The sequence below is a fragment of the Micromonospora sp. CA-249363 genome (assembly GCF_050950185.1).
In the GTDB taxonomy this organism is placed as follows: Bacteria; Actinomycetota; Actinomycetes; order Mycobacteriales; family Micromonosporaceae; genus Micromonospora.
In genome coordinates this window covers 2,317,547-2,334,900 of the sequence record NZ_CP192020.1, presented here as the reverse complement: position 1 = coordinate 2,334,900, position 17,354 = coordinate 2,317,547, and the positions used below count along the sequence as shown (strand labels likewise).

The 17,354-nt window shown below is 70.3% G+C and carries 22 protein-coding genes; 9 read left to right on the top strand and 13 right to left on the bottom strand.

Going from position 1 to position 17,354, the window contains the following annotated elements; all coding sequences use genetic code 11:
• Nucleotides 1–939: an NAD(P)/FAD-dependent oxidoreductase gene (locus ACQPZK_RS10725; RefSeq protein ID WP_433539172.1), complete on the bottom strand. Its 939-nt coding sequence runs from the start codon at nucleotides 937–939 to the stop codon at nucleotides 1–3.
• Between the two features lie 259 nt (nucleotides 940–1,198).
• On the opposite strand from ACQPZK_RS10725, the gene ACQPZK_RS10720 reads away from it, so the two are divergent.
• The gene (locus ACQPZK_RS10720; protein WP_357119772.1) at nucleotides 1,199–1,414 is read left to right on the top strand and encodes a DUF3072 domain-containing protein; all 216 of its coding nucleotides are present in this window, start codon (nucleotides 1,199–1,201) and stop codon (nucleotides 1,412–1,414) included.
• A gap of 10 nt (nucleotides 1,415–1,424) precedes the next feature.
• Here ACQPZK_RS10720 and ACQPZK_RS10715 read toward each other — a convergent pair whose 3' ends face one another.
• Both ACQPZK_RS10715 and ACQPZK_RS10710 read right to left on the bottom strand, forming a co-directional pair.
• Nucleotides 1,425–1,925: a metallophosphoesterase family protein gene (locus ACQPZK_RS10715; RefSeq protein ID WP_433538145.1), complete on the bottom strand. Its 501-nt coding sequence runs from the start codon at nucleotides 1,923–1,925 to the stop codon at nucleotides 1,425–1,427.
• Nucleotides 1,926–1,958: 33 nt separating this feature from the next.
• Complete coding sequence (locus ACQPZK_RS10710) at nucleotides 1,959–3,791, bottom strand: glycoside hydrolase family 15 protein (protein ID WP_433538144.1); 1,833 nt, start codon at nucleotides 3,789–3,791, stop codon at nucleotides 1,959–1,961.
• 120 nt (nucleotides 3,792–3,911) lie between these two features.
• On the opposite strand from ACQPZK_RS10710, the gene ACQPZK_RS10705 reads away from it, so the two are divergent.
• Complete coding sequence (locus ACQPZK_RS10705; protein WP_433538143.1) at nucleotides 3,912–4,502, top strand: general stress protein; 591 nt, start codon at nucleotides 3,912–3,914, stop codon at nucleotides 4,500–4,502.
• Nucleotides 4,503–4,654: 152 nt separating this feature from the next.
• Here ACQPZK_RS10705 and ACQPZK_RS10700 read toward each other — a convergent pair whose 3' ends face one another.
• Nucleotides 4,655–5,242: a DUF1684 domain-containing protein gene (locus tag ACQPZK_RS10700; protein WP_433539171.1), complete on the bottom strand. Its 588-nt coding sequence runs from the start codon at nucleotides 5,240–5,242 to the stop codon at nucleotides 4,655–4,657.
• Complete coding sequence (locus ACQPZK_RS10695) at nucleotides 5,239–5,709, bottom strand: winged helix-turn-helix transcriptional regulator (RefSeq protein ID WP_433538142.1); 471 nt, start codon at nucleotides 5,707–5,709, stop codon at nucleotides 5,239–5,241. Before ACQPZK_RS10695 ends, ACQPZK_RS10700 begins: the two co-directional genes overlap by 4 nt.
• A gap of 29 nt (nucleotides 5,710–5,738) precedes the next feature.
• Here ACQPZK_RS10695 and ACQPZK_RS10690 point away from each other — a divergent pair, with 29 nt between their 5' ends.
• The gene (locus tag ACQPZK_RS10690; protein ID WP_433538141.1) at nucleotides 5,739–6,743 is read left to right on the top strand and encodes a hypothetical protein; all 1,005 of its coding nucleotides are present in this window, start codon (nucleotides 5,739–5,741) and stop codon (nucleotides 6,741–6,743) included.
• A 69-nt stretch (nucleotides 6,744–6,812) separates the two neighbouring features.
• Here ACQPZK_RS10690 and ACQPZK_RS10685 read toward each other — a convergent pair whose 3' ends face one another.
• Complete coding sequence (locus ACQPZK_RS10685) at nucleotides 6,813–7,382, bottom strand: TetR/AcrR family transcriptional regulator (RefSeq protein ID WP_433538140.1); 570 nt, start codon at nucleotides 7,380–7,382, stop codon at nucleotides 6,813–6,815.
• 61 nt (nucleotides 7,383–7,443) lie between these two features.
• On the opposite strand from ACQPZK_RS10685, the gene ACQPZK_RS10680 reads away from it, so the two are divergent.
• Nucleotides 7,444–7,932: an FBP domain-containing protein gene (locus ACQPZK_RS10680; RefSeq protein ID WP_433538139.1), complete on the top strand. Its 489-nt coding sequence runs from the start codon at nucleotides 7,444–7,446 to the stop codon at nucleotides 7,930–7,932.
• A gap of 10 nt (nucleotides 7,933–7,942) precedes the next feature.
• Here the strand turns inward: ACQPZK_RS10680 and ACQPZK_RS10675 are convergent, their stop codons facing one another.
• The gene (locus ACQPZK_RS10675) at nucleotides 7,943–8,437 is read right to left on the bottom strand and encodes an N-acetyltransferase family protein (protein ID WP_433538138.1); all 495 of its coding nucleotides are present in this window, start codon (nucleotides 8,435–8,437) and stop codon (nucleotides 7,943–7,945) included.
• Nucleotides 8,438–8,653: 216 nt separating this feature from the next.
• Nucleotides 8,654–9,187 carry a GNAT family N-acetyltransferase gene (locus tag ACQPZK_RS10670; RefSeq protein ID WP_433538137.1) on the bottom strand — a complete coding sequence of 178 codons (534 nt, stop codon included), beginning with the start codon at nucleotides 9,185–9,187 and terminating at the stop codon, nucleotides 8,654–8,656.
• A 157-nt stretch (nucleotides 9,188–9,344) separates the two neighbouring features.
• On the opposite strand from ACQPZK_RS10670, the gene ACQPZK_RS10665 reads away from it, so the two are divergent.
• Both ACQPZK_RS10665 and ACQPZK_RS10660 read left to right on the top strand, forming a co-directional pair.
• Nucleotides 9,345–9,827 (top strand): MarR family winged helix-turn-helix transcriptional regulator, encoded by a 483-nt coding sequence (locus tag ACQPZK_RS10665; RefSeq protein ID WP_433538136.1) that lies wholly within the window; start codon nucleotides 9,345–9,347, stop codon nucleotides 9,825–9,827.
• 11 nt (nucleotides 9,828–9,838) lie between these two features.
• Nucleotides 9,839–10,825 (top strand): pirin family protein, encoded by a 987-nt coding sequence (locus tag ACQPZK_RS10660; protein WP_433538135.1) that lies wholly within the window; start codon nucleotides 9,839–9,841, stop codon nucleotides 10,823–10,825.
• 56 nt (nucleotides 10,826–10,881) lie between these two features.
• On the opposite strand, the gene ACQPZK_RS10655 is transcribed toward ACQPZK_RS10660, so the two are convergent.
• Nucleotides 10,882–11,079, bottom strand: coding sequence for a DUF397 domain-containing protein (locus ACQPZK_RS10655; RefSeq protein WP_433538134.1), 198 nt, complete (start codon nucleotides 11,077–11,079; stop codon nucleotides 10,882–10,884).
• A complete protein-coding gene (locus tag ACQPZK_RS10650; RefSeq protein ID WP_433538133.1) occupies nucleotides 11,070–11,873 on the bottom strand; it encodes a helix-turn-helix domain-containing protein in 804 nt (267 codons plus the stop codon). Before ACQPZK_RS10650 ends, ACQPZK_RS10655 begins: the two co-directional genes overlap by 10 nt.
• A gap of 333 nt (nucleotides 11,874–12,206) precedes the next feature.
• Here ACQPZK_RS10650 and ACQPZK_RS10645 point away from each other — a divergent pair, with 333 nt between their 5' ends.
• Both ACQPZK_RS10645 and ACQPZK_RS10640 read left to right on the top strand, forming a co-directional pair.
• A complete protein-coding gene (locus ACQPZK_RS10645; RefSeq protein WP_433538132.1) occupies nucleotides 12,207–12,557 on the top strand; it encodes a hypothetical protein in 351 nt (116 codons plus the stop codon).
• A gap of 184 nt (nucleotides 12,558–12,741) precedes the next feature.
• Complete coding sequence (locus ACQPZK_RS10640; RefSeq protein ID WP_433538131.1) at nucleotides 12,742–13,311, top strand: hypothetical protein; 570 nt, start codon at nucleotides 12,742–12,744, stop codon at nucleotides 13,309–13,311.
• 46 nt (nucleotides 13,312–13,357) lie between these two features.
• Here ACQPZK_RS10640 and ACQPZK_RS10635 read toward each other — a convergent pair whose 3' ends face one another.
• Together ACQPZK_RS10635 and ACQPZK_RS10630 are read right to left on the bottom strand one after the other, a co-directional pair.
• Nucleotides 13,358–13,828, bottom strand: a complete 471-nt coding sequence (locus tag ACQPZK_RS10635) for a hypothetical protein (protein WP_433538130.1) — start codon at nucleotides 13,826–13,828, stop codon at nucleotides 13,358–13,360.
• Between the two features lie 9 nt (nucleotides 13,829–13,837).
• Nucleotides 13,838–14,128, bottom strand: coding sequence for a hypothetical protein (locus ACQPZK_RS10630; RefSeq protein WP_433539170.1), 291 nt, complete (start codon nucleotides 14,126–14,128; stop codon nucleotides 13,838–13,840).
• 722 nt (nucleotides 14,129–14,850) lie between these two features.
• On the opposite strand from ACQPZK_RS10630, the gene ACQPZK_RS10625 reads away from it, so the two are divergent.
• Nucleotides 14,851–16,440 carry a phospholipase D family protein gene (locus tag ACQPZK_RS10625; RefSeq protein WP_433538129.1) on the top strand — a complete coding sequence of 530 codons (1,590 nt, stop codon included), beginning with the start codon at nucleotides 14,851–14,853 and terminating at the stop codon, nucleotides 16,438–16,440.
• On the opposite strand, the gene ACQPZK_RS10620 is transcribed toward ACQPZK_RS10625, so the two are convergent.
• Nucleotides 16,389–17,144 carry a hypothetical protein gene (locus ACQPZK_RS10620; protein ID WP_433538128.1) on the bottom strand — a complete coding sequence of 252 codons (756 nt, stop codon included), beginning with the start codon at nucleotides 17,142–17,144 and terminating at the stop codon, nucleotides 16,389–16,391. The genes ACQPZK_RS10625 and ACQPZK_RS10620 overlap by 52 nt on opposite strands.
• Nucleotides 17,145–17,354: the final 210 nt, after the last annotated feature.

The window sequence follows — 17,354 nt, the reverse complement described above, 5'->3', positions numbered from 1 at the left end:
TCAGCCGAGGCGGGCGGCGAGTGCGCGACCGAGGTCCCGGCCGGAGCGCCAGGCGCTCTGCACCCGGGGTGCGCCGAACGCGTCGCCGGCCAGGCCGATCCCGTCCGCGTCGAGGTGGTGGGTGACGTCGGTGGGCTCGCCGGTCGGCTTGGCGTACGTCCAGCGGTGCACGTGCACGTCGGCGGTCTCGTCGGGCAGCCCGAGCAGGTCCCGGACGGCCTGCTCGATGGCCGGCCCGGCCGCGGACGGCTGGGCCAGGTACCCGGCGGCGAACTCCGGCACGGTGTGCGCGACCAGCACCGGCGCGTCGTCGCCGCGCCGGTCGCCGTCGTCGCAGACGAGGCTGAGCACCGGGTGGTCGTTGACGAACGCGCCGCGGAAGGTCGGCCAGCGCCGGGACTCGAAGCGCAGCACCGCGGAGAGGGTCGGCGACCAGGTCTGCGCCTGTACGACGCCGGTGGCGTCGGCCAGGGCCGGATCGAGCAGCAGGGCCGCCTGCGGTCCCGGCATGGCCAGGGCGACCGCGTCGTACGCCTCGCCGTCGACCGTCGGCCCGGGTTCGACCGAGAGCACCAACCGGTCCACGGTCACCGGCACCGGTCCGGCCAGGTGCTCGACGAGCGACCGGAGCCCGCGTGGGGCGGCGTAGCGCAGCGGGCCGGGCACCTCGTGACGGCCGTTCGTGTCGTACGCCCAGAAGGTGTCGGTCCACTCCCGGACCAGACCGGCGGCACGCCACTGCTCGAGCACTTCGACGAAGTCCGGGTCGCTGGCGGTGAAGTACGCGGCGCCGATGTCGGCGGGTCGGCCGGCGAAGCGCTTGCTGGCCATCCGACCGCCGCTGACGTGCCCGCGTTCGTGGATCCGCACGGGCACCCCGGCGCGGGTCAGCTCCACGGCGCACGCCACCCCGGCGATCCCCGCCCCGATCACCAGCACACCTGACGAGTTCACGCTCATCCGGTGATCCTAGGGTCTGTTTCATCAGAACTGGCCGGCCTGCGGCGGGCCCGGACGACGACCGGCGGCGTTGCGGTCGCGTCCGGATACAACACCGGTATCCGGACGCCACCGCGCCTTGCCGGATCGCCGCCCGGACTCCGCCTCGGCTCGGCCGCCCTCATGAAACAGACCCCAGCGGCATGAACCGGCGGCGATCGGGGTACTGGCACACCTGTTCGAAGAAAGGGTGATGAGGATGACGGACCGTAGCAACGACCAGGCCGACCCGCGCGGCGCGATCAAGGACCCGGACGAGTGGGTCACCGGCGACGAGCCGCCGACGGCGGCCCAGGAGTCGTACCTGGCCACGTTGGCCCGGGAGGCGGACGCGACGCTCCCGGACGACCTGACCAAGGCCGAGGCCTCGAAGCGGATCGACGAGCTCCAGGCCGAGACGGGCCGGGGTCAGTAGGTCGCGCTGGTCAGCGCCTCGGCAGGGTGTGCAGGCGTACGGACTCCAGGCTCCCCCGGGTCGTCTCGGCCTCCAGGTAGGTGGCGTACGGCTGGGATCGACGGTCGGTGGGCGACCCGGGGTTGAGCAGGCGCAGCCCGTTGGGGGCCACGGTGTCCCAGGGGATGTGCGAGTGCCCGAAGACCAGCAGGTCGACGTCGGGGAAGCGGGCCGCGCACCGCTGTTCCCGGCCGGTGCGCGGGCCCGTCTCGTGCACCACGGCGACCCGTAGCCCGTCGAGGTCCACGCGGGCCACCTCGGGCAGCCGGGCGCGCAGTTCCGGCCCGTCGTTGTTGCCGTACACGCCGACGAGCCGCCGCGCGCGGGCGGTCATCGCGTCGAGCAGCGACTCGTCGACCCAGTCGCCGGCGTGCAGCACGACGTCCGCCGCGTCGATCGCCGTCCACAACTGCTCCGGGAGGTCCCGGGCCCGCTTGGGGAGATGCGTGTCCGCCGTGAGCACCAGCCTCATGCCGGCATCATCCCCCGGGCCCGGGCGACGTGCTCAGCGCGACGCCGGGGTGAAGAAGGCGGGCGGCGTGCCGAGGCTGCGCAGCGCCGGGTCCTGTTCGACGTCGCTGAGCACACCGACGGCGTTGATCAGGCCGATGTGCGAGAACGCCTGGGGGAAGTTGCCCAGCTGATCCCCGGTCCGCGGGTCGATCTGCTCGGCGAACAGACCCAGGTCGTTGAGTCGCGCGAGGAGGGTTTCGAACAATTCGCGCGCCCGGTCCCGCTCCCCGCCCAGCGCCAGACAGCACACCAGCCAGAACGAGCAGATCAGGAACCCCGCCGGGTCGCCGTCCCAGCGTCGCAGCAGGCCGTCGTGGGACAGCTTGGCCTCCACGGCACGGATCGTCGAGCGCATCCGCTCGTCGTCGGCCGGCAGGAACCCCACCAGGGGTAGCACCAGCACCGACGCGTCCAACTCGTCGGATTCGTAACTTCCGGTGTACGCCCCGACCCGCTCGCTCCACCCTCGCTCCAGCACCTGCGCGCGCACCGCGTCGCGGGCGGCCGCCCAGCGGGCGATGTCCTGCGGATCACCCAGTCGCGCGCCGAAGCGGACCGCCCGGTCCAACGCCGACCAGCAGTGCACCTTGGAGGACACGTGGTGGTGTTCGATCCCGCGCTCCTCCCACATCCCCGCGTCCGGTAGCGCCCAGTCCCGGGCGGCCTTGTCGGCGAGGGAGCGCAGCAGGTGGTAGACGTCCGGCTCCAACGGTTCCAGCCGGTCACGCATGAGCCAGGCCGCGTCCATCGCCTCGCCGAAGACGTCGGTCTGGCGCTGCCGCCACGCGTCGTTGCCGATCATCACCGGTGGGCTGTCGCGGTAGCCGGCGAGCTGGTCCAGGCGGTGCTCGGTGAGGTCCCGCTCCCCCAGCACCCCGTACATGATGGGCACCGGCTCCTCGTCGATCCGGCCCATCGCCCGGCCGAGCCAGGTGAACTGCCGCTGCACCTCGTCGAAGCACGCCGTCCGCCACAGCGCTCGCAGGGTCAGGCTGAAGTCCCGCACCCACACGTACCGGTAGTCGTAGTTCCGGTCCCCACCGAGCTCCTCGGGCAGCGAGGTCGTCACGGCGGCCACCACCGCGCCGCTGGGCCGGTACGTCATGCCCTGCACGATGAGCGCGCTACGTCGGACGTGGTCGGCATACATGCCCTCGTACCCGTGCCTGCGTGCCCAGGAGCGCCATCCCTCGGCCGTGTCCGCCACGGTCCGGTCGGCGTCGGGCACCTGTGGTCGCGGCGAGTCGTAGGTCGGGGCGTACCCGAGGGTGAAGTTGTGCAGCGTGCCGGCGCGGACGGTGAAGGTCGCGGCGGCCTCGCCGTCGCCGCAGGTCAGCCGCACGGTCCCGACGAGGGTGAGCCGGCTGGCTCCGCCGACCGCCTCCAGGCCGCCGTCCTGCTCGACGAGGAACGGCGTGGTCCGGCCGTACTCGAATCGGGGCCGGTAGTGCACCCGCATCGGCACCTCGCCGGCGAGGCCCCGCACGCAGCGGACCAGCACCTGCGGCGAGCGGTGACCGATATCGTGCTCGCGCGCGCCGGGCTCCAGGGCCAGCGCGTCGGTCAGCTCGACCTCGCCCTCGGCGGTGCGAAAGACGGTCCGCAGGACCAGGGTGTCGTCGAGGTAGCGGCGTTCGACGGTGAAGTCGTCGGTCTCCGGCCGGATGGACCAGTGTCCGGCGTCGTCGCCGATCAGCCGCGCGAACACCGACGGGGCGTCGAACCGACCCGGGCACCACCAGTTCACCGACCCGGTGTGGTCCACCAGAGCCGCGCTGCGGCCGTCCGCGAGGAAGCCGTGGTCGCTGATCTTTGCGGTCTGCACCCGGCTGCCTACCCGGGCCGCCCCGGCGCATGCCTCCCGGAGCCGTGGCACAGACCTGCCGGTGCGGCGTTACCGCTCGGCGCTGGCGGGAAACCGGGCGGCTGACGAGGGAGGATGCTCATGACCTCAGCTTCGGGGCCGACCGCCGCCTGGCGGACCGGCACACCCAGTGGTGACGTGCTTCCGTCCGGTCCGGCAGGCCGTCCGTCGACACCTGGCGCGGACGGGCACGGGCCGGAAGGTGGCGCACCCACCGTGACGATCGGCTCGTATCCGGACTATCCGTCCGCCCAGAAGGTGGTCGACTACCTGGCGGACAATCGCTTCCCGGTGGAGCACACCGCCATCGTCGGCACGAACCTGACGCTTGTCGAGACGGTGCTCGGACGGCTGACGACGGGCCGCGCGGCCCTGCTCGGCGCCGGTACCGGCGCGTGGTTCGGGCTGTTCATCGGCCTGCTGTTCGGCATCTTCACCGTCGGCAACTGGCTGGCGGTGATCCTGGTCGGGCTGGTCATCGGCGCGATCTGGGGTGCCGTGTTCGGCGCGGTCGCGCACGCCATGACCGGCGGGCAGCGCGACTTCACCTCGGCCAGTTCGCTGCGCGCGGGCCAGTACGCGGTAACTGTCGACGCGCAGCTAGCCGACCAGGCAAGACAGCTCCTGGGCCGCATGCAGATGCCCGGCTCAAGCCCAGCAAACACCCGCTAACCACGCGAAGGCCCCGGCGCCCCGCGGCGCCGGGGCCCTCGGCGCGTCGATCTTGCACTTTCTGTTGCGGCAAAAGTGAGCAGAGTCGGCATTTCGGCAACCGAAAGTGCAAGATCGGCGGGCGCGGGGCGGGCGCGGGGCGGGCCTCACGGTCAGTCGTGGTACTTCAGTTCGCCGGCGTGCAGCGGGACGTCTACCCGGTTTTCGGGCGGCGCCAGGGGGCAGGCCCAGCGGTCGTCGTACGCGCAGCTCGGGTTGTAGAGGTAGTTCGCGTCCAGCCGTACCCGGTCACCGGGCAACAGCTCGACGCCCCGGCCGAAGGTGCCCTTCACCGTGTCGGTGAGGTAGCGGCCCCCGCCGTACGTCTCCTGTCCGCAGGTGCCGTCGCGCAGCGGCACGAACAGCCCACCCCCGTACGCCTCGATCCACCACAGCGTCAGCGGCCCCCAGGACGTCTCGGCCACCGCCACCCGCCGGTACGTCACGACCCCGTCCGGACCGCCGGTGTCGATGCTCAGCTCGCCGCTGGCGGGCCGGAGCGGCGCTTCGACCACCGCCTCCGGATTGGGCGGGAAGTAGCGCACACCCCGGAAGGCGGACCGCTCCTCGGGCGGGATGGGGCTCTGCGGGTGGGTGGCGAAGAGGTCGTCGCGGCCGGCGCGGAAGCCCACCAGGTCGACGTCGGACAGGTACAACCGGGCCACCCGCTCCCGCCAGTCGGCCAACTCCAGGTCGGTCAGCATGCGTGGGACTCCTTGTCGAGGGACAGCTCTCCGGACCGCAGGGGCTCACCGCACGCCCGGCACCGGACCTCGGCGACGAACACCTCGCCGCAGGGGTCGTGGATGAAGTCGATTTGAGGCACGTCGGCGTCGCTGTAGGTGTCGCCCCAGCGCTTCAGCACGAGGATGACGTGACCGAGGTCCCGGCCTTTCTGCGTGAGTTCGTACCCCGCAACCTTCCCGTCCTCGGCGGTACGGGTCTGAAGGATGCCCGTTTCGGCCAGTTTCCGCAGCCGGGCGGCGAGGACGTCCCGGGGCGCGCCGACCGCTCGCAGGATCTCGGTGTACCGCGATGCGCCGAAGGCGAGCGCTCGCACGATGTGCAGCGACCACCTGTCGTTGACGGCGTCGAGCGCCACCGCGAGAGTGTCCCGCGCCGGTTTGGAATTCAAACCAGCGGTGCTACGGTTCATCTGGTTGGACATTCAAACCACACTACCCCGAGGAAGCACCCATGACGTCGCCGACCGAACCACCCTCCGAGCGGGAAACGCCCGTCGTCACCCAGCGACGAGCCTGGCTGTCGCTGGTGATCACCGGGTTGATCATCGGCACGGCGTTCATCGCCGTCTACGTCGGGCTGCAACGTGATCCCGCGCCGAGCCGCCTGCCGATCGCGGTGGTCGGCGACCAACTCGCCGCCGCCGCCCACACCGGGTTCGGCGACGCCGTCGCCGTCACCCCGGTCACCAGCGTCGACGCCGGCGCCGCCCTGGTCCACGACGGCGACGCGGTCGCGGTCCTCAGCCCGACCGCGCCCGACAGCGTGCGGCTCGACTACGCCGGAGCGAGCGGGTTCAGCGAGAGCGGGGCCGCCCGGCAGCTCGTGGCCGGTTTCGCCCGCCAGGCCGGCATGACGGTCCAGGAGAAGGACATCGTCCCGCTGGCGAACTACGACAGCCGCGGGTTGTCCGCCTTCTACGTGGTCTTCGGGGTCACTCTCTCGTCGTTCGTCCTCGCGCAGGGGCTCACCGCGGCCACCGCGAAGGTGCGCCTGCGCCACCGGCTCTACGCGATGGGCGGGTTCGCGGTCCTGATCGGCGTGGTCGCGGCCACGGTCGCCGGCCCGGTGTATGGCTCCCTGACGGCGCCGTTCCCCCTGCTCGCCCTGTCGCTCATCCTGCTGTCGGCGGCCAGCGCCTTCACGACGAAGGCCCTCGGCGCCTGGCTCGGGCCGATCGGCATCGCGCTCGCCGTGCTCACCCTCACCACCATCGGCAACGCGACGAGCGGCGCGACGATCGGCGTCGACCTGCTGCCGGGCTGGGCGCAGGCGATCTCGGCGAAGCTCCCGCCGGGCGCGGCCGTTCGCGCGGTGAACAACTTCGGTTACTTCGGCGGCTCGCACACACTGGTGCCGCTCACGGTGCTCGCCGCCTGGTTCCTGGCGGGCCTCGGGTTCGTCCTGCTCCGACAGCGGACCGCACCGCGGCGTCCGCTCGCCGAGGCCGGCCGATGACCTGACCTGGGCCGGATTCGCGGCGAGTGCGGGCCGGGCGAGCAGGGGCAGTTCATGCCCGCCCGGCCGTCACCGCTGCGGCCAGTTGCGCAGCAAGGCATCAAGGGCATCGAGGGTACGGGCCCAGGAGTCGTCCGTCGGACGTGGCGTGTGGCGGAAGCTGCCGGTCCGCTCCAGGCTCACGAAGCCGTGGAACGTGCTGTGCATCATCCGGATGGCGTCGGTCTGGTCCGGCTCGGCGAGCTGGTAGCCGCGCAGGATGGCCCGGGTCATCTCCGAGTGCCGCACTCCCGCGCTCGCGGCGGCCGTCTCCGGGTCGAGGTCGATCTGCATGGCGGCGTACCGGCCGGGATGGCGCGTCGCGTAGTCCCGGTAGGCGTTGGCGAACGCCACCAAGGCGTCCTTGCCGGCCCGGCCGGCGAGCGCGTCGGAGACCTGGTCGGCCAGCTCGGCGAGCGCCAGCAGGGCGATCCGGACGCGCAGGTCGTGGGCGTTCTTGAGGTGGAAGTAGAGGCTCGCGTCCTTCACGCCGAAGTGCCGCGCGAGAGCGGCGACGGTCACGTTCTCGACTCCCACCTCGTCGGCCAGGTCGGCCGCCACCTGGGTCAACCGCTCGACCGTCACGCCGGCACGTGCCACTCGCCACACCCCTCAAACTAGCCTCGTTAATCGCTTGCCTAGGAGAGCTAGGCTACTACCTATGTTAGCCATCACCGAACCCGCCGTCCGCGCCTCCTTCGTCAACTGCACGCAGGGCGAGGCGAAGCGGCTGGCCGTACCGGGCGATCTGGAGACGTACCCCTGGGACGACCTCGACTTCCTCGGCTGGCGCGACCCCGCCGCGCCGCAGCGGGCGTACCTGGTCGCCGAGACCGACAGCGGCCCCGTCGGGGTCGCGCTGCGGGTGGCGCCGCAGCAGACCGGGCGCGTACGGCGCAGCATGTGCTCCTTCTGCCTGACCACCCACACCGGCGACGGCGTGTCGCTGATGACCGCCCGCAAGGCCGGCCGCGAGGGCCGGCAGGGCAACTCCGTGGGGGCGTACGTCTGCTCCGACCTGGCCTGCTCGCTCTACGTGCGGGGCAAGAAGGAGGCCGGACGACGGATCGACGAGACCATCACCCTGGCCGAGAAGATCGACCGCACCACCGGCCACCTGGCCGCGTTCCTGCGCCGGGTCACCGAGTAGCCGGCGGCTGTTAAGCCAGGCTCTTACCGAGGGAGAGACCGGCGTCGGTGTAGCCGTGCCGGCTGTAGAAGCGGACCGCACCGACGTTGCGGTGGTAGATCCCAGCCGACAGATAGGTGATCCCCCGGTCGCCTGCCCACCGTTCGGCCGCCGCCAGCAACGCTGACCCCACCCCGAGCCCTCTGACATCGGGCAGCACCACCGTGTGAATCTGTGCCGACGGCTCAGGGCGCAGGATCTGATGGTCGGGCGGGTCGGAATGCCGCAGCACTTCGACCATCCCGACCACCTGACCGTCGTTGCTCTCAGCGACGAGGACACCATCCCGCCCGGCCTCGTCGGCCACCGTGGCCGCGAAGTGGCGCACCACCGCGTCACGAGGTGGAACGCGGTACGTGGCAGCGTCGAGAGCAACGTGGGCCTCAGCGTTGGCCAGGCGCAACTCCACCAGTGAGGCAACATCCGCCAAGCTCGCTGGCCGAACCGTCAACCGGGTCTCTCGCACCGTCCCGATCCTAGGGTCGAGATCTGGGCCGGCGTCGAGCTGCCCATGTGGGTGGGGTGTTCACCCTGTCGAGCTGCCCCAGATCTGGGCCATCGCCAACTCACAGCGCCCAGTCGGCGCAGCCCGCCCCATTTTTGGGGCAGCTCGACAGCTTCCCTACAAGGCGATCCGACCTCCACCCGGGCGCCGACCCTGCCTGGGCTGGGCGTCGGGTGGCTAGCGGTCGGTGGCCAGGCGGGCGTGCAGGTGCTCGTCGTAGCGGCGGCCGTCGCCGTACCGGTACGACTCGCGCAGCGTCCCCTCGGCGGGGTAGCCGGCCCGGTCGGCGACCCGGCAGGACGCCGGGTTGGCGACGGCATGGCACAGCTCGATCCGGTGCAGCCGGAGGTTCTCGAACGCCCAGGCGGTGAGCCGGGCGACGGCCCGCGTCGCGACACCGCGCCCGCGCGCCGCCGGCATCGTCCAGTAACCGATCGAGGCGTCGCCGTGGCGGATGTTGTGCAGCGACACCGAGCCGAGCAGTTCGCTGTCACCGGCGTCGGCGACCGCCAGCGAGGCGTGGTCACCGGCCGACCAGTCGGCCCGGCGACGCACCCAGAGCAGGGCAACCTGGTCGTCGATCGGGCCGTCGCCCTGGGGGTTCCACTGGGCGATGGCCGGGTCGCGCAGGGCGTCGAGCACCGACGGGGCGTCCGCGTCCCGCCAGGGCCGCAGCAGCAGGTCGTCGGCGGTGAGCTCCACGTGTTCCACGAGGCCGGAGTCTGGCACACGCCGCGTCGGTCTCGCCGCCGGATTATCCACAGCCTTCTTCAAAGCTGTACGAAGCAGGCCTGCAACCGGACAGACGTGACGCAGGCAACCCGCAACGCCACTAGTTAAATTTTTAACTAGTGCTATCGTCGTGGTCGTGACAGAGAGCCTGGACAGCACCCGAGCGGCCGCCTGGCGCGCCTACATCGAGGCCAGCCAGCGCCTGTTCACCCGGATGGAAGACGACCTACGGGCCGACAGCGACCTCAGCTTCGCCGACTACCACGTGCTGGTCCTGCTCTCCGAAGCGCCGGGGCAACGGCTGCGGATGGGCGAGCTGGCCGGCCGCCTGGTCTTCTCCCCCAGCCGCCTCACGTACCAGATCTCCTCGATGCAGCGGCGCGGCCTGGTCAGCAAGGAGCCCTGCCCGGACGATCGGCGCGGCAGCGAAGCCGTGCTCACCGCCGCCGGGCTGCTCACGCTGACGGAGGCCGCACCTCACCACCTGGCGTCGGTGCGTACCCATCTGATGGACGACCTCGACGACGCCGAGGTCGCCTGCCTCACCCGGATCTTCGACCGGCTCGGCCGCCGCCTGCGGGCGGCCGGGACCACGTCGAACACCCACGCCTCACGCTAAGGAGCCCCGCGATGCCCGCGATCACCGTTGACAACGTCCTCGTCCTGCCCCGCCTGCCCAAGCTTCACAAGGCCACCACGATCCGCAAGGTCCGCAAGGTGACCACCGCGCCCAGCGGCTTCGAGGGTGAGGGCTTCCCGGTCCGCCGGGCCTTCGCCGGGGTGTCGACGACCGACCTGGACCCGTTCATCCACCTCGACCAGATGGGCGAGGTCGACTACGCGCCGGGTGAGCCGAAGGGCACCCCGTGGCACCCGCACCGCGGCTTCGAGACCGTCACGTACATCATCGACGGCGTCTTCGACCACCAGGACTCGCAGGGTGGCGGCGGCACCATCACCGACGGTGACACCCAGTGGATGACGGCCGGCAGTGGCCTGCTGCACATCGAGGCGCCGCCGGAGCACCTGGTCACGAGCGGCGGCCTCTTCCACGGCACGCAGCTCTGGGTCAACCTGCCCCGCAAGGCCAAGATGAACCCGCCCCAGTACCAGGACATCCGGGGACGCGAGTCCGCGCTGCTCACCACCGAGGACGGCGGCGCGCTCATCCGGGTCATCGCCGGTGAGATCGCCGGGCACAAGGGGCCGGGCTCCACGTTCACGCCGATCACCATCAGCCACGTCACCGTCCAGCCCGGCGCGCAGGTCGACCTGCCCTGGAACCCCAACTTCAACGCCCTGGTGTACGTCCTCGGCGGGCGCGGCACGGTCGGCGCCGAGCGCCGACCGGTCCACACCGGCCAGCTCGCGGTGCACGGGCCGGGCAACGCGCTGCGCTTCAGCGCGAACGCCACGCAGGACAGCAACACCCCGGCGCTCGACCTGTACATCATGGGCGGCCAGCCCATCCGGGAGCCGGTGGCGCAGTACGGCCCGTTCGTCATGAACACCCGCGACGAGCTGCTCCAGGCCTTCGAGGACTTCAAGGCCGGCCGCCTCGGCGTCATCCCCACCGAGCGCATCCCGCACACCAACGGCAAGCGCCGGCGTCCCTGACCTGATCACGCAGAAGGCCCCCGGAGCGATCCGGGGGCCTTTCTGCGTAGTACCGGTCAGGCCGTCTCGTGGGCCTTCGCCAAGTCGACGAACGCTCGCCAGGCCGCCGGCGTGAAGACCAGCGCGGGGCCGGCCTGGTCCTTCGAGTCCCGAACGCCAACGACGCCGGGCAGGTTGTCAGCAACCTCGACGCAAGCCCCTTGATTGCTGCCGCTGCGGGTGCTCTTACGCCAGCGCGCGCCGGTCAGGTCCATGACTTCGCCACTTCCGTTATCAGCTCGGTGGACTGTTGCAGGGTCAGGGCCTCGGCAAGGATGGCTTCCCATTGCTCACGCAAGGCCGCTAACTCGGTGGCCCGCTCGACGACCTGGCCCCGGAGGCGGTTGTCGAGGTAGCCCACGTCAGCCAGATCCGCCAGGGAAGCGAGGACAAACGGCCCGTCGAGCCCAGCGTACGCGCCGACCCCGCGCGGGACGACATGGATTCGCACCCGCCGGCGGTCCTGGTTGAGCTGCGCCAAGTGGAACAGTTGCTCACGCATCACCGCCGCGCCGCCGACCGGACGACGCAGGACGGCGTCGTCCAAAACCGCGACGAGGTGAGGCGGGTCGTTACTGGTGAGGAACTGTTGCCGCGCAAGTCTTGCGGCTACCCGCGTCTCGACTTCCTCGGCGCTAATCCTGCCGTCACTGGCGAATACGCTGCGAGCATAGGATTCGGTCTGCAATAGACCTGGCACCCACGCGACCTCACACCATCGCAATGTGCGGGCCTGTTGCTCGAAGGTGATCCACTCACGCAGCCAGAGCGGCGCGGCGTCAAGGTCGGAGAGCCGATCGAGTAGCCGAGCGAACAGACCACCGGTCTTCAGTGCTCGATCGATGGCAGTGGCGTATTCGGAAGTGGGCGGGCGAGAGCCGGTCTCAACGGCGCTGACGTGCGTACCCGAGTAGCTGATCAGCTTCCCGAAGTCGTCCTGACTGAGTCCGCGTGAGGCCCGAGCCTGCCGTAGCTCATCGAGCAGGATTTCAGCGGCCGTCATGCTCATGTCCCCAGCCCTTCCCCACCTTCGGCCTGCGCACCCCCATGCCTCCCCACCAGGGAATTCGCTGACCGTCGAGGTCTCTCCAACATGGTCGAACACCTTCCGACACTAGGCGATCACGCACCAGAGTGGAACCAGACGGCGCGGCCGGTAGGGACCCGAACCCGGCGGACGCGTTCGTACCGGGGCCGCCCCTGACCGGCGAGCACTTGCGGGGGCGGCCCCTTCCCACGACAGCGCGAAGGAGGCACCCGTGCGCTTCACATTCCGGCGCAACGAACACGTTCCGATGGCCGGCCGTCTGAACTCGGCACAGCGGCCGGGCGGGGGTCGCGAGTGATCTCCGCGCAGGTCTCCGGCCCCGACCGGGGTCCGGTCGCGGATCGTCCGCGCCGGCACGGCCAGGCACCGCCGCACACGCCGTTACGCCCCCACTGGCTGTGCCGCGCCGACGGCCAACCGTGGCCGTGTCCGACGGCACGACTCATGCTCAAAGCCGAGTACGAGAACAAGATGCCGAGCCTGTCGATCTACCTGGCCGGGCTGCTGTACGAGGCGATGCGGGACCTGTACCACCTGAACCCGCACGACGGGCCGAGCCCGCGAGCCCTGTACGACCGTTTCGTGGGATGGGGACCGTTCCGCAGACCGATCGTGGAGCCTGCGACCTCGCACAGCGATGCGTAGAAGTCGCCAGCCACCGCCCCGCTTACGCAAGGTGTCGGACCAACGGAGGAGGACAAGAAGCGGAGCACGAAGACCTGGCCGCTCGGTGCGTATCAGCTTCCTGACAGGCATGTTCCCTGACTGTCATCCCGAAGTGACGATGGACCGCTGCACTAGGTGAAATGCGAGGAACACCATGCTGGGAGTGTCCCGGGAAGCGCTGCAGCGCTCCTACCAGTGGTCGGCTGAAATTTCGGAAGCGTTCCCCGCCTGCGCTGAACTGGTCGACAGGTTCCTCACGCTGCACCGCAAGCGTTACAGGCGACTAGCGAGCTTGCATGTCGTCTGGTTCAAGGTAGTCGGCGCGATCGAGATCGTGCTGAGCATCACGCTGCCCCTGCTGTTCGTAGTTCCCATTATCCGTGACGAGCACATGAACTACGTCTTCTTGGCGGCGGTCAGCGTGGTGGTCGCTATAGCCGCCGGCCTTCGGAACTTCTACTCGTGGGACACGAACTGGCGACTGTACCGATCCCAGGAATTCATCCTGGCTGGCATGGTCGCGCAGTGGGAGGTGCGGATGTTGCAGATCATCGGCAGCGGAGCGGCCGACGCCCAAGCGTTGGCCCTGGATGAGACCGCATCCGTTCTCGCCCAGCTCACAGACCTCTTCGAGCACGAGAACAGCACGTTGTTCTATGCCGTCGTGCCGCCAGAAAGCATCAAGAAGAATGTGCGAATCGTCCAACCGTCAGGCCCGCTGTCAGCGCCCTGATGCGAGTGCTCCTACCGCAGAGGCCGACCTGTTAGCGCACGTCGGGTCAGACGAGCCGGAGGATCTCTACGAGCTGAGAGAAGGTCGGGGTGACGATCCGCCATGAGCACTGCTGCGGATCGGTCCAGAAGTCGCTGGCCACGACCTGGGGGTCGGCGGCATCGGTGCGATAGTCGAGGGCCATCGCGACGTCGTCACCGAGGATGCGGTTGACCGCGATCAACACTGCCTGCTCCGCGTCGAGCCAGGGCAGCTCGACGGTGGCGGTGGCGGTGCTGCCGCGTGCCTCCCGGAACAGGTGCGACGACGGTGGGTCGTCGGCGAACATCGTGAGCGATCGGCTCTCGCTCCGCATCTTCTCGACGCTGGTGAGGAAGTCCAGCGGAGATTCGAACCAGGGCATGAGATCGCGGAGAACCTCGTCGCCTGGATGTCGCCAGCGGCCGGTGTTGAGGAGTTCGGTCATCAAGGCGGGCAGCACCAGGCCATTGACGTGCAAGGGGTTCTCCACGCGCACTGCCGCATGTTAGCCCTTCGCAAAGGTACGGAGGGTGTCGTAGAACGTGGTCTTCGGCCACGGTGGAGTCTCCGGGGCGGCTTTCCAGGTGAGGTGGACGAGCGCCCAGCGTTCTGGGAGCTGGACGAGGATGTCATCCGACGCCTGCGACCTGGCAACGATCCTGACGGTTTGGCCGTGCAGTGGGTGGCCAGGCGCCACCTCGACGAGAAGTTCGGCATGCAGTGCGCGGCGTTGCTGTCGTTCGGGGGATGTGCCCCCACGCAGGTCCCACCACGGGTCGGCGAAGGTGGGTTGCATGTCCACGCTGCCATTCTCGCCCATCCCGAGAGGCACGGCCGCCGCCCGCTCCCCTGCGCCGCCGATCTTGCATTTTCTGCTCGGTCATAAGCGTCCAAATCAGCTCATCCCGGCGACTGGAAGTGCAAGATCGGCGCAGCGCGGTACCGGCGGGGCGCGGTACCGCCCCCGTACGGCGGCACCCAAGTTCCCGCTGGCCGCCGCTCCGGCCAGCCGGCAGTGAGCAAGATCTGAGCAACTTCACTGATCCTGCTGTCTGACGCGTTCACGAAGCAGCAGCATCAGGGAACTTGCTCAGATCTTGATACCCGCAGACGCAGGCTCGGGGACAGGTCGAGCCGGTCGCGTGGATGATCCACACCAGTTCAGCGGTGTCGGGGCTTCCGCGCGACGGGATGCCCCGACATCGGCGATCTGGAGTCGATCAAGGCAGCGGCACCCTGACGACCGAAAACGTCAGCCTTACGAGACCGCGAAAATCCCCGCCACCCCCAGGATCACCATCACCAACACCGCTACCAGCGCCCCCCGTTCGCTCTCCACCGCCGGCTCGCGGTACTCGTTCACGGGGTTCGTCGTTTCGCGGGGCATGGTGTGGCCTCCTCGGCTGTGTCGCGTGCTCGTATGGCGTCTTCCAGGTCACCGGTCGGGCGGCCTGGCATGCGGACCCGCGTCGGGGGTCCTACCGTGAGGACGTTGTCGACCTCCCGGGAGGGCTGGACGTGCCGTTACAGGACTGGTTCCTCACCGCGCAGGAACGTGCCAACCCGGTCTCTGGGTTACCCGTTTGGACCAGGGGAAACCTCGCCGAGCCGTTGATTCACGGCGCGGCGTACTTCGACCGGCTGGTCGACGAGGTCGAGGCGTTGACCGCGGGCGACCATCTGTTCTTCACCGACTGGCGGGGTGACCCGGATCAGCGGCTGCGCCCGGACGGCCCCACCGTGGCGCAGATCTTCGCCCAGGCGGCCCAGCGCGGCGTGGTGGTCAAGGGCCTGATCTGGCGCTCACACCTGGACGTGCTGGCCTACAGCGAGGCGGAGAATCGCAACCTCAGCGAGACGGTCTCGGCGGCCGGCGGCGAGGTGCTGCTCGACCAGCGGGTCCGCCGGGGCGGCTCGCACCACCAGAAGCTGGTGGTGCTGCGGCACCTCGACGCCCCGGAGCGGGACATCGCCTTCGCCGGTGGCATCGACCTGTGCCACAGCCGCCGCGACGACGCCGCGCACGGGGGCGACCCCCAGCCGGTGCAGATGTCCTCCCGGTACGGCCCGAATCCGCCCTGGCACGATGTGCAGCTCGCGGTGCGCGGGCCGGTGGTCGGCGCGCTGGACACCGTGTTCCGGGAGCGCTGGACCGACCCGATGCCGCTGGACTCGGAGAACCCGATGGCGTACGCCCGGGACCGGCTGCGCGGCGCGGACCTGCGGCCGGACCCGCTGCCCGAGCAGCCCGCCGACCCGCCCGAGTGTGGGCCGCACCAGATCCAGGTGCTGCGCACCTACCCCGCCGTGCGGCCGCGCTACTCCTTTGCCCCGGACGGCGAGCGGACCGTGGCGCGGGGCTACACCAAGGCGGTACAGCGGGCCCGCCGCCTCATCTACCTGGAGGACCAGTACCTCTGGTCGACCGAGGTCGCGAACCTGTTCGCCCAGGCGTTGCGGGAGAACCCGGAGCTGCACCTGGTCGCGGTGGTGCCCCGGCACCCGGACGTGGACGGCCGGCTCGCCCTGCCACCCAACATGGTCGGCCGCGAGCAGGCACTGTCGCTGTGTGAACGCGCCGCCCCGGAGCGGGTGCACGTGTTCGACGTGGAGAACCACGCCGGCACACCCGTGTACGTCCACGCGAAGGTCTGCGTGGTCGACGACGTCTGGGCCAGCGTCGGCAGCGACAACTTCAACCGCCGCTCGTGGACCCACGACAGCGAGCTGTCCTGCGCCGTACTCGATGAGACGCGCGACGAGCGGACGCCCACGGACCCGGCGGGCCTCGGCGACGGAGCCCGGGCCTACACCCGGGACCTGCGGCTGCGGCTCTGGCGCGAGCACCTGGACCGCGACCCCGACGGCGCCGACGACGCCGACCTGCTCGACCCGGCCGACGCCGTCGCGGCCATCACGGCCGCGGCCGACAAACTGCAACAGTGGTACGACGACGGCCAGGTCGGCGAGCGTCCGCCCGGCCGCCTGCGCCCACACCGCCCCGAGCGGCTGCCCTGGTTCACGCGTGCCTGGGCACTGCCGGTGTACCGGCTGGTCTACGACCCGGACGGCAGGCCGCTGCGCGCGAGACTGGCCGGCACCTGGTGAGCCGGCCGGGCCGGTTCGGTCAGGCCGGCCGCGCCCGGGTGGACGGTCAGCCCTCCCGGGTACGCGAACGACGAGCGCGGTGAGAAGTAGCCGAACCCGATGATCAGCGGGTTGGCGGGGCGCAGCGCGTACATCGGGTGCCGGGGTTGCAGGAACTCCACCGACTCGATCTCGAACGGCGTGACGGGCTCGGCCACGTACGGGTAGACCGAGCTGAGCAGTTGACCGTCGCGCTGGGTGAAGTAGCGGTGGTGCCCGCTGCTGATCACGTGCCCGGTCTGCCCGACCCGACACCGGGCGCGGATCAGGGGCACTCCGTCCGCCTCGGTCTCGGATTGCAGCGCCTCACCGTTCAACTGGATCGTGGTCCGGCCGGCCAGCACCGGAGCGCCCCGCGCGGTGGCGTACTCGCGCACGACCCGGCTGGAGGCCACGTAGTGGGTCCACCAGCCGCCGGGGCTGAGCCCGCCGGGGGCGTCCACGCCGGCCAGCGAGACGCCGAGGTACGTCAACGAGTACGCGCCGAAGCCGGAGGTCTGGGTCTCGTCCTCGACGACGTACTGGTTGAGGAACACCTGTCGGTCGGCACGGGGGCGCAGCCCGGCGGGGACCAGGGCGGCGACCGCCTCGGGATCCGCCGGCAACCAGCTGAAGTAGAGGGTGTGACTGTTCACGACGAGCTGGGGAGCGGTTGGATCGAGCATGGTGCCTCCGAACCGGGTGTCTACTCCGCGACGCTACGGCCGGTCCCGCCGACGGGACAACGACGGATAGTCGACACTGCTGCCCAGTTGTCGGATTTCATGTTGACCGGTCGGTGGAGGCTCCCGGTCCGACCGGTCGGCCCCACGGGGATGACCGGGTGCCGCAACATCCGCCGCCGAAACGGGTAAGAGACCTCACAACCTGCACGA

Excerpts from the sequence above, each read along its gene's own strand:
- ACQPZK_RS10660 (WP_433538135.1), top strand. The coding sequence starts at position 9,839 with ATGCCCGCGATCACCGTTGACAACGTCCTCGTCCTGCCCCGCCTGCCC.
- ACQPZK_RS10630 (WP_433539170.1), bottom strand. The coding sequence starts at position 14,128 with ATGCAACCCACCTTCGCCGACCCGTGGTGGGACCTGCGTGGGGGCACA.
- ACQPZK_RS10680 (WP_433538139.1), top strand. The coding sequence starts at position 7,444 with ATGTTAGCCATCACCGAACCCGCCGTCCGCGCCTCCTTCGTCAACTGC.
- ACQPZK_RS10690 (WP_433538141.1), top strand. The coding sequence starts at position 5,739 with ATGACGTCGCCGACCGAACCACCCTCCGAGCGGGAAACGCCCGTCGTC.
- ACQPZK_RS10655 (WP_433538134.1), bottom strand. The coding sequence starts at position 11,079 with ATGGACCTGACCGGCGCGCGCTGGCGTAAGAGCACCCGCAGCGGCAGC.
- ACQPZK_RS10620 (WP_433538128.1), bottom strand. The coding sequence starts at position 17,144 with ATGCTCGATCCAACCGCTCCCCAGCTCGTCGTGAACAGTCACACCCTC.
- ACQPZK_RS10720 (WP_357119772.1), top strand. The coding sequence starts at position 1,199 with ATGACGGACCGTAGCAACGACCAGGCCGACCCGCGCGGCGCGATCAAG.
- ACQPZK_RS10650 (WP_433538133.1), bottom strand. The coding sequence starts at position 11,873 with ATGAGCATGACGGCCGCTGAAATCCTGCTCGATGAGCTACGGCAGGCT.
- ACQPZK_RS10715 (WP_433538145.1), bottom strand. The coding sequence starts at position 1,925 with ATGAGGCTGGTGCTCACGGCGGACACGCATCTCCCCAAGCGGGCCCGG.
- ACQPZK_RS10705 (WP_433538143.1), top strand. The coding sequence starts at position 3,912 with ATGACCTCAGCTTCGGGGCCGACCGCCGCCTGGCGGACCGGCACACCC.
- ACQPZK_RS10695 (WP_433538142.1), bottom strand. The coding sequence starts at position 5,709 with ATGTCCAACCAGATGAACCGTAGCACCGCTGGTTTGAATTCCAAACCG.